The organism is Sphingomonas sp. FW306-05-A, assembly GCF_058782275.1.
Genome location: NZ_JBYSXN010000002.1, coordinates 714109 through 726958 on the forward strand (window position 1 = coordinate 714109; position 12850 = coordinate 726958).

Below are 12850 nucleotides of genomic sequence, written 5' to 3' on the forward strand. Positions count from 1 at the left end.
TCAGGCCAGTTCCATGGCAGCGTCCGTCGCCGCCTCATCCATCCATACCGGCCCGAAACCGTGGCCGTCGGGATCCTCGACCCCGCGTGAGTACATGAAGCCGTGGTCTTCCGCGCCGTGGACCTCCCGGCCACCAGCGGCGAGCGCACTTGCCGCGAAGGCATCGACCGCTTCACGCGTATCGCACGAGAGTGCAAACAGCGCGGCGCTGGTCGCGGCGACGTCGGCGATCGGTTTCGTGGTCAAAGTACCGTAGAAGTCGTGACGGGCGAGCATGAAGGTGATCGTATCCGACCAGACCATTGCCGCCGCCTGGTCGCCGGAAAAACGCGGATCGCGCGTGCAGCCGATCGCTTCGTAGAAAGCGGTCGAACGCCCCACGTCCGCAACCGGAAGGCTGATGAAGATTCCCTTGGCCACGGCGCACTCTCCCCTTTGCGACTCGTCGTTTGCAAAGTCTGCTCCGACTGGGTAGCAAAAACAACCATGAAGTTAGAAAAGATAACCAACAAGCGCTGGTATGGCGACGCCTGCGGAACCGCGCTCGCGCTCGAGTTTCTCGGCGAACGCTGGGCGCTGCTGATCGTGCGGGAGCTCCTGCTCGGCCCGCGCCGTTTTGGCGAGATTCGGGACGGGCTGCCGGGCGTGAGTGCGAACGTTCTGACACAGCGGCTCCAAACGCTCGAAGCCACCGGGGTGCTGACGCGGAAAACCACACCGCCCCCCGCGACTGTCCATGTCTATGCGCTGACGCAGTGGGGCCGCGAAGCCGAACCGATCGTCATGGCGCTCGGGCGCTGGGCGCTGCGCTCCCCGGCGCATGATCCTTCGCTGCCGTTTTCGCCCGTCTCGTTGATGCTGGCGCTGCGGATGATGCTCCTGCCCGAGCGTACCCACGGCTTCGACGCTACGATCGGGTTTCGCATGGGCAATGACGCTTATGGCGCGCGTGTCGCGAACGGCATGGTGCTGATCGAACGCGGCACGCTCGACCACGCGGATGCCATGCTTTCGGGCAAGCCCAACGCGTTCCTGCCCGCGCTGTTCGGCACCACCCCCTTGCCGGACGTCGTTGCGCAGGGGCGCCTTGCGGTCAGCGGCGATGTCGCGCTGGCCGCGCGTTTCTGCACGTTTTTCGAACTTCCGCCAAAGATCGGATGCAACTGACGGCTCGACTTGGCGCGCCGCAAACGGCTAGGGAGGGCGGACCTTCTGTAAGAGCGCCCCCCTCATGACCGATATCCCCAACACCCAGCCAGACAGCCGCGAGACGACGATCCTCGATGCGCCCGATCGCATGGTGAAAGTCCGCGACCTGTTCGGGATCGATTCGGACATGGAAGTCCCCGCCTTCAGCGAAGCCGACGAGCGCGTTCCCGATCTCGACCCGGCCTATGTGTTCGATGCGCCGACCACGCTCGCGATCTGCGCCGGCTTCGCGCACAATCGCCGCGTGATGGTCCAGGGCTATCACGGCACCGGCAAGTCGACGCACATCGAACAGGTCGCGGCGCGCCTCAAATGGCCATGCATCCGCATCAACCTCGACGCGCACATCAGCCGCATCGATCTGGTCGGCCGCGACGCGATCGTGCTGCGCGACGGCCAGCAGGTCACCGAATTCCGCGAAGGCCTGCTCCCCTGGGCGCTGCAGACCCCGACTGCACTCGTGTTCGACGAATATGACGCGGGCCGGCCCGACGTGATGTTCGTGATCCAGCGCGTGCTCGAAACCGAGGGCAAGCTGACGCTGCTCGACCAGAATCGCGTGATCCGCCCGAACCCGTATTTCCGCCTGTTCGCGACTGCCAACACGGTCGGCCTCGGCGACACGTCGGGCCTGTATCATGGCACGCAGCAGATCAACCAGGGCCAGATGGACCGCTGGAACATCGTCGTCACGCTCAACTATCTGCCCGCCGCGGTCGAGGCGCGGATCGTGCTCGCCAAGTCGGGCGAATACGACAAGCCGACCGGCAAGGCCGAGGTCGAGAACATGGTCCGCGTCGCGGATCTCACCCGCCGCGGCTTCATGAACGGCGATATCTCCACCGTGATGAGCCCGCGCACCGTCATCACTTGGGCGCAGAACACGCTGATCTTCGGCGACGTCGGCTTCGCGTTCCGCTTGTCCTTCCTCAACAAGTGCGACGAGACCGAGCGGTCGCTGGTCGCGGAATATTACCAGCGCGTGTTCGGCAAGGACTTGCCCGAGAGCGTCGTCGGCGCGGGCGTGAAGTAGGCCATGCTGCTCGCCCTGCTCCTGCAAGTCGCCGCCACGCCCCCCGTGCCGTGGCTGGTGACGACCAAGGTGGGCGCGGCGAGCACGGCGACCTCGACCTCGGTCTGGTCCGAGGACGGCAAGGCGCGGCTGGTGGTGCGGTGCGATGCCGCCAAGGAAAAGATCGTCTCGATCCAGTTCATCCCGCGCGGCGGCTTCCCCGCAGCGCAACCCCGCCCGGTGTCGATGAACATCGACGACAATGGCTGGCTCGGCGCGAACTGGCAGTTCCCCGGGAGCGGCGCGTTTACCAGTCAGGACGCGATCGTTACCACGCTCGCCGCACAGATCGCGCGCGGCAAGACGATCAAGGTCCGCGTCATCAACCCCGACAACACGCCGGTCGATGCAACCTTCGCTGGGCCCGCGACCGATGCGCCGGTCCGCCGGGTGCTCGGTGCGTGTGCGTATGAGATCGGTGTGGTCCCAGCGCGATCCGCGGTGCCTGCCGCCCTGCCCGACGCCAAGCCGACCCCGGCGTCTTCCGACGAGGAATAAGCGATGGAATTCGGCCGTCTCAACCATGTCGGCGTGGCCACGCCGTCGATCGAAAAGTCGATTGCCGTCTATCGCGACCTGATGGGCGCGACACGGATCGGGGAACCGTTCGATCTTCCCGCGCAGGGGGTGAAGGTGTGTTTCATCGATACGCCCAACACCCAGATTGAGCTGATCGAACCGTATGACGACAGTTCGCCGATTGCGGGGTTCCTGCGCAAGAACCCCGCGGGCGGGCAGCACCACGTGTGTTTCGAGGTTCCCGACATCCACGCCGCTGTCGCCGACCTGAAGGCCAAGGGCGCGACGATCCTCGGCGAACCCCGCATTGGCGCGCACGGCACGCCGATCGTTTTCATCCACCCGCGCGACATGGGCGGCGTGCTGGTCGAGCTGATGGAAACGCCGCACCGCGACCACGACTGACGGCCTGCGCCGCTCCTCTCCAATCGGCCGTCCTCCTCATCCGTCATCCTGAACTCGTTTCAGGATCCAGCCCTCCGCGAGTCCGGACCGTGCCTGTTGCGCGGTGGATGCTGAAACAAGTTGAGCATGACGGCAGCTGAGGAGGGGCTGACGATCAAACCTTCGGACAACAAGCCTCATCTCCGCCCCCCTCACCCCCGCGCTTCCCTTTTGGCCCACCTTCGGCTAAGGGCCGCGCTCCCGTATTTCCGTAACATCGCTAGAGGTTTGTTTGGCCAAGGAAGAACTGCTCGAAATGCGTGGACAGGTGGTGGAGCTTCTCCCCAACGCCATGTTCCGCGTAAAGCTCGAAAACGACCACGAAATTCTCGGCCATACCGCCGGCAAGATGCGCAAGAACCGCATCCGCGTCCTCGTGGGCGACGAAGTGCTGGTTGAATTGACGCCGTACGATCTCACCAAGGGTCGCATCACCTATCGCTTCAAGTGATCGGTCCGCTTCCGCGGGCGCGATCCCCGGGGAAGACGCTGCAATGACCCTCGTTCTCGCCTCCGCCTCGCCGCGCCGCCGCGACCTGCTCGCGCGGCTCGGGGTGACGCCGGGTCGTGTCGCCGCGCCCGATATCGACGAGACCCCGCTCAAGGCGGAACCTGCCCGCGTTTACGTCGAGCGGATCGCTGCTGCAAAGGCGCGCGCGGTGGAGCGTGCGCCGGGCGAGGTGATCCTCGCGGGCGACACCACCATCGCACTCGGGCGCCGGATCCTCGGAAAAGCCGACGACGATGCGACGGTACGCAAGATGCTCGCCGCTTTGTCCGGCCGCCGCCACCATTGCCTGACCGCGGTGTGCGTGATCGATTCGACCGGCAAGCTGCGCGCCCGCCTGTCGGACACGATCGTCGCGTTCAAGCCGCTCTCCCCGGCCGAGATCGACGCCTATGTCGCGTGCGGCGAGGGGCTCGGCAAGGCGGGGGGCTATGCGATCCAGGGCCGCGCCGAGGCGTTCGTGCGCTTCCTGGCGGGGTCGCATTCGGGCGTGATCGGCCTGCCGCTGTTCGAGACGCGCGCGCTGCTGCTTGCGGCGGGTGTGCCGCTTGGCTGAGTGGCTCCACGAGGCCGGGATCGGCGAAACCCGTGCCGCGCTGGTGGTGGACGGCGCGATCGTCGAAGCCCGGATCGAGCTCGATCGCCCCGGCCCGCGACTCGGCGCTATCTTCCCTGCCCGTCTGATCGAAATCACCGTCAAAGGCCGCGAAGGCCGTGTCGCTTACAACGGCGGCGAGGCGATGCTGGCGCCGCTTCCCCCCGGCATCACGCAGGGGGCCGCGCTGACGGTCGAACTGACCCGCGAGGCGATCCCCGAGGGCAGGCGCACCAAGCTCCCGCGCGTCGCCCCCGCCGAAGCCCCCCCGCGCGATGGCCCCGACCTGCTCGCGCGAATCACCGCAAGCGGCATCCCCATCCGCACGCTCCACGCACACGAACCCGATGCGCTGGAGGCGGCGGGCTGGTCCGAGGTGCTCGAGGAAGCGATGACCGGCGACATCGTCTTCCACGGCGCGGTCGGCGGCGCGCTTCGCATGAGTCCGACGCCCGCGATGACGCTGTTCGACGTCGACGGTTATCCCCCGCTCGAACCGCTCGCACTTGCGGCGGCGAAGGCGGTCGCGGCGGCGATCGTACGCATGGACATCGGCGGATCGATCGGGATCGATTTTCCGACGATCACCGGCAAGGCTGCGCGCGCCGCGATAGACGCCGCGATCGACGCAGGCCTCCCGCAGCCTTTCGACCGTACCGCGATGAACGGCTTCGGCTTCGTCCAGATCATCCGCCGCCGCCCGCGCGCGTCGCTCCCTGAATTGCTCCGCGCCGATCCCGCCGCGGCGCAGGCGCGCGCGCTGCTCCGGCGAATCGAGCGCACCCCGCCCCCGGTCCCCGCGAATCACCGCGTCACTGCGCGCGTTCATGCCGCGTTGATCGCCAACCCCGACTGGTCCGCTGCGCTGGCGAGGCGCACCGGTGTCACCCCGCACTTCGAGGTCCTCTGATGGCGCGTAACAAACCCTGTCCGCTCTGCGGCAAACCCCTGTCGCAGGCGCACGCCCCCTTCTGCAGCCAGGGCTGTCGCGACCGCGACCTGCTGCAATGGCTGGGCGAAGGCTATGCGATTCCTGTGACGACTCCGCCAGGAGATGAAGAAGACGGGCTAGACAGCACGAAATCAGCCGACTAAGAGGCCGCTTCCCAGACGGCCCCAGCGGGGTCGCCCGGTGTGCCCGAGTAGCTCAGTTGGTAGAGCATGCGACTGAAAATCGCAGTGTCGGTGGTTCGAATCCGCCCTCGGGCACCATTCCTTTACAGCGCGAATGGACCCCATCCATGACCGAGACCAAGCGAACCGCCTTCATCACCGGCGGGACCGCCGGGATCGGCGCGGCGGCCGTCCACGCCTTCGCCGCCGCCGGATGGCGCGTCGTAACCACGGGACGTCGCGCGGACCGTCTCGACAAGCTGACCGAAGCGCTCGGCGCGGACACCGTCCACACGCTTGCCTTCGACATTCGCGATCAGGCTGCGCTCGAAAGCGCAATCGCCGGATTGCCCGCCGATTTCGCCGACATCGACCTGCTCATCAACAACGCCGGTCTCGCGCTCGGTACGTCGCCCGCCAACGAGGCGAAGCTCGACGACTGGCAGACGATGATCGACACCAACATCACCGCGCTGGCCACCGTCACGCGGCTGCTGCTGCCGGGGATCGTCGCGCGCAAGGGTGCGATCATCAACCTGTCGTCGGTTGCGGCGACCTACCCTTATGCCGGCGGCAACGTGTACGGCGGGACCAAGGCGTTCGTCCGCCAGTTCAGCCTGGGTCTCCGCGCCGACCTGCACGGCAAGGGCGTCCGCGTCACTTCGATCGAGCCGGGGATGGTCGAGACCGAATTTACCACCGTCCGCACCGGCGGGGATCAGGCCGCGTCGGACAAGCTGTACGGCGGCGTCAACCCGATGACCGCCGAGGATATCGCCGCCACCATGCTGTGGGTCGCCGAGCAGCCTAAGCATCTCAACATCAACACGCTCGAACTGATGCCGGTCAACCAGTCGTTCGCAGGCTTCGCGGTCGCGCGCGAAGGCTGACGCGTTACGCAGACCGGTTGCGCGCGTCGATCCGGCCACGCGCGGACAGGCTGCGGAAGGTCACCGACCAGCGCGTTTCCGCGATCGGGGCGATGCTATGCTCCCAGTCCCACCGCGCTTCGCCCGAGAGGCGGTAGATCGATCGCGGCGCCAGCGCTTGCGCCTCGCGACGATAGGTCGCGCGGCCCTCGCGCGCGCCATTCCTCAGTCGGAACCGCATCATCGCGGGTGCCCCCAGCGACAGGCCGACGACATGCTCGAACGTCGGTCGGTCGCGATGCCAGCCGATCCCCGCCCCCGGATCGTAGCGAATCAGCAGTGCCTGGACGAGCGCCTCCGGCTCGAGCCCCGCAAACGCTGCGGCGCGCGCTCGGATCGGCAGGAGCATATCGGGCATCGGGTCGGTCGGGGTGAAGCTGCCTTGCTCGAAATCGTAATGCCAGCCGAACGACGCGGTCAGGCGTTTGCCGGTCCATTGCTGGAAGCGGAACGGCGTCAGGTCCGCGGCATCGACCATTGCGATCAGCGCCTGTTCCTCGCCCGCCGAAAGGAAAGCATCCGCCGCGGTCAGTCCGGGCGGGGATGATTCCCCGAAGAGGTCGATCTGTTGCGGGGTCATGAATGCGATATAGGCACCCGCGACTCCGGTCCCAACACGCTCCTGACCCGTCGATATGCAGATCGTCCGACCGGCTTTGCGACGAACCGCCCAGGAGTCGGGACGGAAACTGCCCCAAGGCGGGATCGAACCGCCCCGATTAAGACATTGCGCCCCATTTATATGGTAAAGCAACGCTATCAACGATGAGGGACAAGTTCCAAACCGTGCAAGATCAATCACTTATGCTATCACGCCGGGCTTTTGCCGGTTCCGCACTGGCCATGCTCGGCGCTTCGACGATCGTTCCGGCGCGCGCACAGGCCCCTGTTTTCGCCGGTCCGCCGACCCCGGCAACGATCCAGCCGCTCGCTTCGACTCGCGTCGTGCGTCCCGAATTACTGCGTCACGCGCTTGCCGCGTTGCAGCGCCACGGGTCGCGAATCCCGCACCATGACCGGATCGCGATCGCCGATTTCTCGCTCTCCTCGGCGCAGCCGCGCTTCTACCTGGTCGACATGGCGAACGGCATGGCGACGACGCTGCTCGTCACCCACGGCAGCGGCAGCGACCCGTCGCACACCGGCTATCTCCAGCGCTTCTCGAACAGCGAAGGCTCGAACGCCTCGAGCGAGGGCGCGTTCGTCGCATCGGACTATTATGTCGGCAAGCATGGCCGGTCGCAGCGGCTGATCGGGTTGGACGGCACCAACTACAATGCGTTGCAGCGTGCGCTGGTGGTTCATTCGGCATGGTATGCCGACCCCGACATGGTCCGCACGCACGGCCAGCTCGGCCGCAGCCAGGGCTGCTTCGCGGTCAGCGAAGGCGATCTCGACCAGGTCTTCGCCCGGCTCGGCCAGGGCCGGATGATCTACTCCGCAAAAGTCTAAGGCTACGCCAATCGCAGGCATGACAGGAAGTTCATGCCCGCGATGACGCGCCGTCATGCGCCCGGGCGCAGGGATGGGATCCACCCGTTGTAAAGGGATCCCAATGACCAAGCTTATCGCGCCCGCACTCGCCATCTTCGCTCTGGCAACCAGCACCATCGCCCTCGACACCGCCGCATCGGCCAAGGGCTGCATCCGCGGCGCAGTCGCGGGCGGCGTCGCCGGCCATTACGCACACCACCACGCAATCGCCGGTGCGGCGGCCGGCTGCGCCATTGCGCACCACCATTACGCAAAGAAGGCCAAGGCCGCCGCAGCGCAACCCGCACGGTAAGAGCACGGCCCCTACCGTTTTCCGGCGAAAGCCGGGATCCAGGGTTCGGCAGAACACCGTCTGACGGTGCGCGCCACCCTGGATCCCTGCTTTTGCGGGAACACCGCGCGCACCACGCCACCCATCCGAAAGCCCTTCGCGATGCCCGCAAAAATCCCCCGTGTCGGCACGGCACTGCGAGTCCTTGCTGCCGCGCTGCTGGCCGTCACGACCGCGCCCGCCATCGCCGCGCCAGCGCCCGGGGGAACCGTCGCGCTGACGTTCGACGATCTGCCCGTGTTTGGCCAGAAGACATCCCCCGCCGACGGTGCCGCGATGACGACGCGACTGCTCGCCGGGCTCAAGCGCGAGCATTACACCGCCACCGGCTTCGTGAATGAGTCCCAGCTCGCCGGTCCCGATCACGCCCAGCGACTCCGGTTGCTGCAACAGTGGCTCGACGCCGGGATGGACCTCGGCAACCACAGCTATTCACACCTGTCGCTCAACGCGGTCCCGGTCGAGACGTACATCGCCGACGTCGCGCGCGGCGCGCACGACACCGGCGCACTGCTCGCCGCACGCGGACGGCGTGAACGATGGTATCGGTATCCGTATCTCGAGACCGGCAAATCACCCGAAGTACGCCACCGCTTCGAGGGCTGGCTCGCCAAGCATGGCTATCGCGTCGCCCCCGTGACGATGGAAAATGCCGACTGGCGCTTCGCCGCCCCCTATGACGACGCGGTCGCGCGCGGCGACCACGCCGAGGCGCAGCGCATCCAATCCGCCTACCTCACGTTCACCCGCCAGATCGTCGCCTGGTATCGTCAGGCGGGGCGCGAACTGCTCGGCCGCGAGCCGGCGTTCGTCTTCCTGCTCCACGCGAGCCATCTCAACGCCGCCAGCATCGACGATCTCGCCGCGATCCTGCACGACCAGCATCTGCGCGTCGTCCCGCTCGACACCGCGATGCGCGACCCCGCTTACCGGATTGCCGATACCTATGTCGGCCCGAACGGCACCGGCTGGCTCGATCGCTGGTCGCTGACCCTCCACCGTTCCCTCCCCTATGCGTCGCTCCCGACCGTGCCCAAGGCGATCATCGCCTATGACGCGCGGCTGGAAGGCGCGACCGATCCTCGAGCTGCAGCGACCTCCTGACCCATGAAGACCATCCTCCCCTGCCTCGCCCTCCTGCTGGGGGCGGTGTTGGCACCCATGCCTGTCCAGGCGTCCTCCCCATGGCCCGCGGGCGTCGCGCTCCCCGCGGGCGAACCGATCGACGAAGCCTATCGCCAGGAATTCGGCACATGCGACCGTGCGGACCGCTTCCACGGGCATAAGGTCCACGGTTGTCGCGACGATCCCAACGCGGTCACCGCGCTCCGCCGCCTGCCGGGTGGCGCGATCGCCTATGTCGCCAAGCTCGCGGTCGATCTCGACGGATCGCCGTTCGCGTGCAGCCCGGCGCATGGCGCGATGGACCAATGCCCGACGTCGCTGATGCTGCCCGACGCCAAGGGCCGCGAGACGCCGGTCGATGCCGACAAGATCCCCTATGTCGTCATCCCGTGGGAAGGCCCGCGCGACGAACAGGGCCGCTTCACCCGGATGACCGGGGTCGATGTCGGCGATTTCGGCGTGGTGATCGCGCACGGGCGAACGATTCCGGTGATCGTCGCGGACACCGGCCCGTTCGAGAAACTCGGTGAAGGCTCGCTCGCACTCCACCGCGCGCTCGGCCGCGAACTGTGCGTCGCGCGGAACAGTACGGGCACGTGCCGCCGCGTGATCGAACGGATGGAGAGCATTGGTGGCGACGTCACCACCGTGCTGTTCCCCCACACCGCGCGCAAGGGCCTCACCCCCGCGACGATCGCACAGGTCGTCCGGACCGAGGCGCTGCGGCACTGGCAGGCAATGCAAAGCCAGGGGTGACGCACGCCGTCCGAAACAATTTCCCTTTTTGTAGTACAACAGCTTGCCGTGCCGCGCTTCTCAATTAGGATGCGGGCATGATCACCCGGCGCCACATCATCGGATCGTCCCTCGCAGCATGGGCGGCAGCGGGGATTCCCGCTCCCATCCTCGCCGCCCCACCCAAAGGCAGGCTAAAGCAGTCGGTCAGCCGCTGGTGCTACCAGAAGATCCCGCTCGACCAGTTGTGCGCCGCCGCGGCAAAGATGGGGCTGCAGGGAATCGATCTGCTCGAACCTGCCGACTATGAGACGCCGCGCAAATACGGTCTGCGCTGCACGATGGGCTATGCCGCCGCCCCGATGACGATCCCCAACGGCCTCAACCGCCGCGAGAACCACGCCGCGATCGAGCAAGCGTTCCGCGTCGGCATCCCGCAGGCGGCCAAGGCAGGCGTCCCCAACGTCATCGCCTTCTCGGGCAATCGCAAGGGCATGTCGGACGAGGAAGGTGCGGCCAATGCCGTCATCGGCCTCAACCGCGTCAAGAAGATCGCCGAGGACAATGACGTCACGATCTGCATCGAGCTGCTCAACAGCAAGCGCGACCATGCCGATTACATGGCCGACCATACCGCGTGGGGCGTCAAGGTCTGCAAGGAAGTCAACTCGCCGCGGGTCAAGCTGCTCTACGACATCTACCATATGCAGATCATGGAAGGCGACCTGATCGCCACGATCCGCGAGAACATCCAGTGGCTCGGCCATTTCCACACCGGCGGCGTGCCGGGGCGCCACAACCTCGACGGGTCGCAGGAAGTGAACTGGCGTGCGGTCGCGACGAGCGTCGCGGACCTTGGCTTCAAGGGCTATTTCGCGCACGAGTTCATGCCGGTGGGCGACCCGCTGACCGCGTTGGCGGCAGCGGTCAAGACATGTACGGTCTGAGATAACGGGGAAACAACGTGGATTTCGACCGACGACAAGCGCTTACCGGCATCGGACTTACTGCTGCGGCGGTGGCCGTTGCCGGTCCCGCCAAGGCCGAAGGATCGGTCGGCGTGCGTCATCAGGTTTTCTTCTGGCTCAAGCGTCCCGGGAATGCGGACGACCGAGCCAAATTGGTGGCCGGCCTGAAAACGCTGTCTGCAGTACCGCAGGTGCGCGAGCTCCACGTCGGCGTGCCGGCGGGGACCGAACAGCGCGACGTGGTCGATGCCAGCTTCGACGTTTCGGAACTGATGCTGTTCGACACGCTCGCCGATCAGAAAGCCTATCAGGAGCATCCGACGCATCTGGCGTTCGTCGCGGCGTGCTCATCATTGTGGCGCAAGGTCGTGGTCTACGACACCGTGCCGGCCTGACCGACGACTGGAAGGACGCAGAGCTTTCTCCCCTCCCTGGAAGGGAGGGGTTGGGGGTGGGTTGGCCAGCGGCGCGCGCCACGCTCTCCCCATACGAACCACCCCCGGCCCCTCCCTTCCAGGGAGGGGAGACGGCAGGGGCCGTTACGGCGGCAGCAGCGGGCAGCACTGCAGCGTGCCGACGGAACCCTCCCGTGCTCCCGTGCGGGGCAGCAAGATGCCATCTAGCGGACCTCCACACCGGCTTCTCAGCCCACGACCACCCGCCCCCGCACATCCTGAAGCTACCGCCTCACCATTCCACACCGATCTTCCCGAAATGCCCCGCGCCCACCTCATAGCGGAACGCGTCCGCAAGCTGCTCCAGCGGGAAGCGGCGGTCGACCACCGGGCGCACGCCGCTCGCGTCGAGCGCGCGGACGAACTCCTGCTGCTCGCGGCGGCTGCCGACGATCAGCCCCTGCAACCGCGCCTGCTTGGACATCAGCGCCGCGGTCGGCACCTCGCCCGCGCCGCCGGTCAGCACGCCGATCAGCGAGATGTGCCCGCCGACCCGCACCGCCGTGATCGACTGCGCGAGCGTCCCCGGCCCGCCGACCTCGACGACGTGATCGACTCCGCGCCCACCGGTCCACTCGAGGATCGCGCTGCCCCATTCGGGCGTGTCACGGTAATTGACACAGTGGTCGGCGCCCAACGCCTTGGCACGCGCCAGCTTCTCGTCCGACGACGAGGTGATCGCCACCGTCGCGCCCATCATCTTGGCGATCTGCAACGCCCAGATCGACACGCCGCCCGTCCCGAGCAACAGCACCGTGTCGCCAGCCTTGAGCTTGCCGTCGACCACCAGCGCGCGCCACGCGGTCAGGCCCGCAGTGGTGATCGTCGCCGCCTCGACCGCGTCATAGCCCTTGGGGGCATGGGTGAAGGCGGTCGCCGGCAGCACCACCGCCTCGCGCGCGAAGCCGTCGATCCCGTCGCCCGGCGTGCGGCTGAAGTCACCGATCGTCGGCGTGCCGTCCTGCCAGTCGGGGAAGAAGCACGACACGACCATGTCCCCCACCGCGAATTCGCTGACACCGTCGCCGACCGCCTCGACCAGCCCCGCGCCATCGGCAAGCGGGATCCGGCCCGACGCCTCGCCCATCCGCCCGGTCACGACGCCGAGGTCGTGGAAGTTGAGCGAGCTGCCGTGTAGCGCCACCCGAATCTCCCCCGCGCCCGGCTGGCCCGGGTCGGCCGTTTCACCCAGCGCCAGCGTATCCAGCGTCATCGGATTGCCCACTGTGATCGTCCGCATCGTAATCTCCTGTTCGGGCCCACTGCCCGGTCTCGCGCGCTCAACGCCCGGCGGCGGCGACCGGCCCCGAAGAAGGATAATGCAAAGAAGCCCCTCCCCTTCAGGGGAGGGGT

18 protein-coding genes and 1 tRNA gene are annotated in these 12850 nt (G+C 66.9%); 16 read left to right on the top strand and 3 right to left on the bottom strand.

What is annotated here, in order from left to right; all coding sequences use genetic code 11:
- Nucleotides 1-420 (bottom strand): VOC family protein, encoded by a 420-nt coding sequence (locus AC3WJR_RS12210; protein ID WP_492725314.1) that lies wholly within the window; start codon nucleotides 418-420, stop codon nucleotides 1-3.
- 66 nt (nucleotides 421-486) lie between these two features.
- Between AC3WJR_RS12210 and AC3WJR_RS12215 the strand changes: the two genes are divergently transcribed.
- From AC3WJR_RS12215 to AC3WJR_RS12260, 10 genes are all read left to right on the top strand, one after another.
- Nucleotides 487-1167 carry a winged helix-turn-helix transcriptional regulator gene (locus AC3WJR_RS12215; protein ID WP_492725315.1) on the top strand — a complete coding sequence of 227 codons (681 nt, stop codon included), beginning with the start codon at nucleotides 487-489 and terminating at the stop codon, nucleotides 1165-1167.
- A gap of 64 nt (nucleotides 1168-1231) precedes the next feature.
- Entirely contained in the window at nucleotides 1232-2242 is a 1011-nt protein-coding gene (gene cobS, locus AC3WJR_RS12220; RefSeq protein ID WP_010162485.1) for a cobaltochelatase subunit CobS, read from the top strand.
- Nucleotides 2243-2245: 3 nt separating this feature from the next.
- Complete coding sequence (locus AC3WJR_RS12225; protein WP_492725316.1) at nucleotides 2246-2779, top strand: hypothetical protein; 534 nt, start codon at nucleotides 2246-2248, stop codon at nucleotides 2777-2779.
- 3 nt (nucleotides 2780-2782) lie between these two features.
- Entirely contained in the window at nucleotides 2783-3205 is a 423-nt protein-coding gene (gene mce, locus AC3WJR_RS12230) for a methylmalonyl-CoA epimerase (RefSeq protein WP_492725317.1), read from the top strand.
- Nucleotides 3206-3476: 271 nt separating this feature from the next.
- The gene (gene infA / locus AC3WJR_RS12235; RefSeq protein ID WP_010162480.1) at nucleotides 3477-3695 is read left to right on the top strand and encodes a translation initiation factor IF-1; all 219 of its coding nucleotides are present in this window, start codon (nucleotides 3477-3479) and stop codon (nucleotides 3693-3695) included.
- Between the two features lie 43 nt (nucleotides 3696-3738).
- The gene (locus AC3WJR_RS12240; RefSeq protein ID WP_492725318.1) at nucleotides 3739-4308 is read left to right on the top strand and encodes a Maf family protein; all 570 of its coding nucleotides are present in this window, start codon (nucleotides 3739-3741) and stop codon (nucleotides 4306-4308) included.
- Nucleotides 4301-5257: a ribonuclease gene (locus AC3WJR_RS12245; RefSeq protein ID WP_492725319.1), complete on the top strand. Its 957-nt coding sequence runs from the start codon at nucleotides 4301-4303 to the stop codon at nucleotides 5255-5257. Before AC3WJR_RS12240 ends, AC3WJR_RS12245 begins: the two co-directional genes overlap by 8 nt.
- On the top strand, nucleotides 5257-5442 hold the full coding sequence (locus AC3WJR_RS12250) for a DNA gyrase inhibitor YacG (protein ID WP_354279361.1): 186 nt from the start codon (nucleotides 5257-5259) through the stop codon (nucleotides 5440-5442). Before AC3WJR_RS12245 ends, AC3WJR_RS12250 begins: the two co-directional genes overlap by 1 nt.
- Nucleotides 5443-5483: 41 nt before the next feature.
- Nucleotides 5484-5559: transfer RNA gene (locus AC3WJR_RS12255), tRNA-Phe, on the top strand.
- A 29-nt stretch (nucleotides 5560-5588) separates the two neighbouring features.
- Complete coding sequence (locus AC3WJR_RS12260; RefSeq protein ID WP_492725320.1) at nucleotides 5589-6350, top strand: SDR family NAD(P)-dependent oxidoreductase; 762 nt, start codon at nucleotides 5589-5591, stop codon at nucleotides 6348-6350.
- 4 nt (nucleotides 6351-6354) lie between these two features.
- Here the strand turns inward: AC3WJR_RS12260 and AC3WJR_RS12265 are convergent, their stop codons facing one another.
- Nucleotides 6355-6969: an alpha-ketoglutarate-dependent dioxygenase AlkB gene (locus tag AC3WJR_RS12265; protein ID WP_492725321.1), complete on the bottom strand. Its 615-nt coding sequence runs from the start codon at nucleotides 6967-6969 to the stop codon at nucleotides 6355-6357.
- A gap of 224 nt (nucleotides 6970-7193) precedes the next feature.
- On the opposite strand from AC3WJR_RS12265, the gene AC3WJR_RS12270 reads away from it, so the two are divergent.
- From AC3WJR_RS12270 to AC3WJR_RS12295, 6 genes are all read left to right on the top strand, one after another.
- A complete protein-coding gene (locus AC3WJR_RS12270) occupies nucleotides 7194-7841 on the top strand; it encodes a murein L,D-transpeptidase catalytic domain family protein (RefSeq protein WP_354279357.1) in 648 nt (215 codons plus the stop codon).
- 103 nt (nucleotides 7842-7944) lie between these two features.
- On the top strand, nucleotides 7945-8175 hold the full coding sequence (locus AC3WJR_RS12275; RefSeq protein ID WP_492725322.1) for a hypothetical protein: 231 nt from the start codon (nucleotides 7945-7947) through the stop codon (nucleotides 8173-8175).
- Between the two features lie 141 nt (nucleotides 8176-8316).
- Nucleotides 8317-9318, top strand: coding sequence for a polysaccharide deacetylase family protein (locus tag AC3WJR_RS12280; protein WP_492725323.1), 1002 nt, complete (start codon nucleotides 8317-8319; stop codon nucleotides 9316-9318).
- Nucleotides 9319-9321: 3 nt separating this feature from the next.
- Nucleotides 9322-10095, top strand: coding sequence for a hypothetical protein (locus AC3WJR_RS12285; RefSeq protein ID WP_492725324.1), 774 nt, complete (start codon nucleotides 9322-9324; stop codon nucleotides 10093-10095).
- Nucleotides 10096-10172: 77 nt separating this feature from the next.
- Complete coding sequence (locus AC3WJR_RS12290; RefSeq protein WP_492725325.1) at nucleotides 10173-11021, top strand: hydroxypyruvate isomerase family protein; 849 nt, start codon at nucleotides 10173-10175, stop codon at nucleotides 11019-11021.
- Nucleotides 11022-11038: 17 nt separating this feature from the next.
- Nucleotides 11039-11437, top strand: coding sequence for a Dabb family protein (locus AC3WJR_RS12295; RefSeq protein ID WP_492725326.1), 399 nt, complete (start codon nucleotides 11039-11041; stop codon nucleotides 11435-11437).
- Between the two features lie 292 nt (nucleotides 11438-11729).
- On the opposite strand, the gene AC3WJR_RS12300 is transcribed toward AC3WJR_RS12295, so the two are convergent.
- Nucleotides 11730-12737, bottom strand: a complete 1008-nt coding sequence (locus tag AC3WJR_RS12300; protein ID WP_492725327.1) for a zinc-dependent alcohol dehydrogenase family protein — start codon at nucleotides 12735-12737, stop codon at nucleotides 11730-11732.
- Nucleotides 12738-12850 lie beyond the last annotated feature (113 nt).

Excerpts from the sequence above, each read along its gene's own strand:
- AC3WJR_RS12300 (WP_492725327.1), bottom strand. The coding sequence starts at position 12,737 with ATGCGGACGATCACAGTGGGCAATCCGATGACGCTGGATACGCTGGCG.
- AC3WJR_RS12285 (WP_492725324.1), top strand. The coding sequence starts at position 9,322 with ATGAAGACCATCCTCCCCTGCCTCGCCCTCCTGCTGGGGGCGGTGTTG.
- cobS (WP_010162485.1), top strand. The coding sequence starts at position 1,232 with ATGACCGATATCCCCAACACCCAGCCAGACAGCCGCGAGACGACGATC.
- AC3WJR_RS12270 (WP_354279357.1), top strand. The coding sequence starts at position 7,194 with ATGCTATCACGCCGGGCTTTTGCCGGTTCCGCACTGGCCATGCTCGGC.
- AC3WJR_RS12290 (WP_492725325.1), top strand. The coding sequence starts at position 10,173 with ATGATCACCCGGCGCCACATCATCGGATCGTCCCTCGCAGCATGGGCG.
- AC3WJR_RS12250 (WP_354279361.1), top strand. The coding sequence starts at position 5,257 with ATGGCGCGTAACAAACCCTGTCCGCTCTGCGGCAAACCCCTGTCGCAG.
- AC3WJR_RS12280 (WP_492725323.1), top strand. The coding sequence starts at position 8,317 with ATGCCCGCAAAAATCCCCCGTGTCGGCACGGCACTGCGAGTCCTTGCT.
- AC3WJR_RS12260 (WP_492725320.1), top strand. The coding sequence starts at position 5,589 with ATGACCGAGACCAAGCGAACCGCCTTCATCACCGGCGGGACCGCCGGG.
- mce (WP_492725317.1), top strand. The coding sequence starts at position 2,783 with ATGGAATTCGGCCGTCTCAACCATGTCGGCGTGGCCACGCCGTCGATC.
- AC3WJR_RS12275 (WP_492725322.1), top strand. The coding sequence starts at position 7,945 with ATGACCAAGCTTATCGCGCCCGCACTCGCCATCTTCGCTCTGGCAACC.
- AC3WJR_RS12265 (WP_492725321.1), bottom strand. The coding sequence starts at position 6,969 with ATGACCCCGCAACAGATCGACCTCTTCGGGGAATCATCCCCGCCCGGA.
- AC3WJR_RS12225 (WP_492725316.1), top strand. The coding sequence starts at position 2,246 with ATGCTGCTCGCCCTGCTCCTGCAAGTCGCCGCCACGCCCCCCGTGCCG.
- AC3WJR_RS12240 (WP_492725318.1), top strand. The coding sequence starts at position 3,739 with ATGACCCTCGTTCTCGCCTCCGCCTCGCCGCGCCGCCGCGACCTGCTC.
- AC3WJR_RS12215 (WP_492725315.1), top strand. The coding sequence starts at position 487 with ATGAAGTTAGAAAAGATAACCAACAAGCGCTGGTATGGCGACGCCTGC.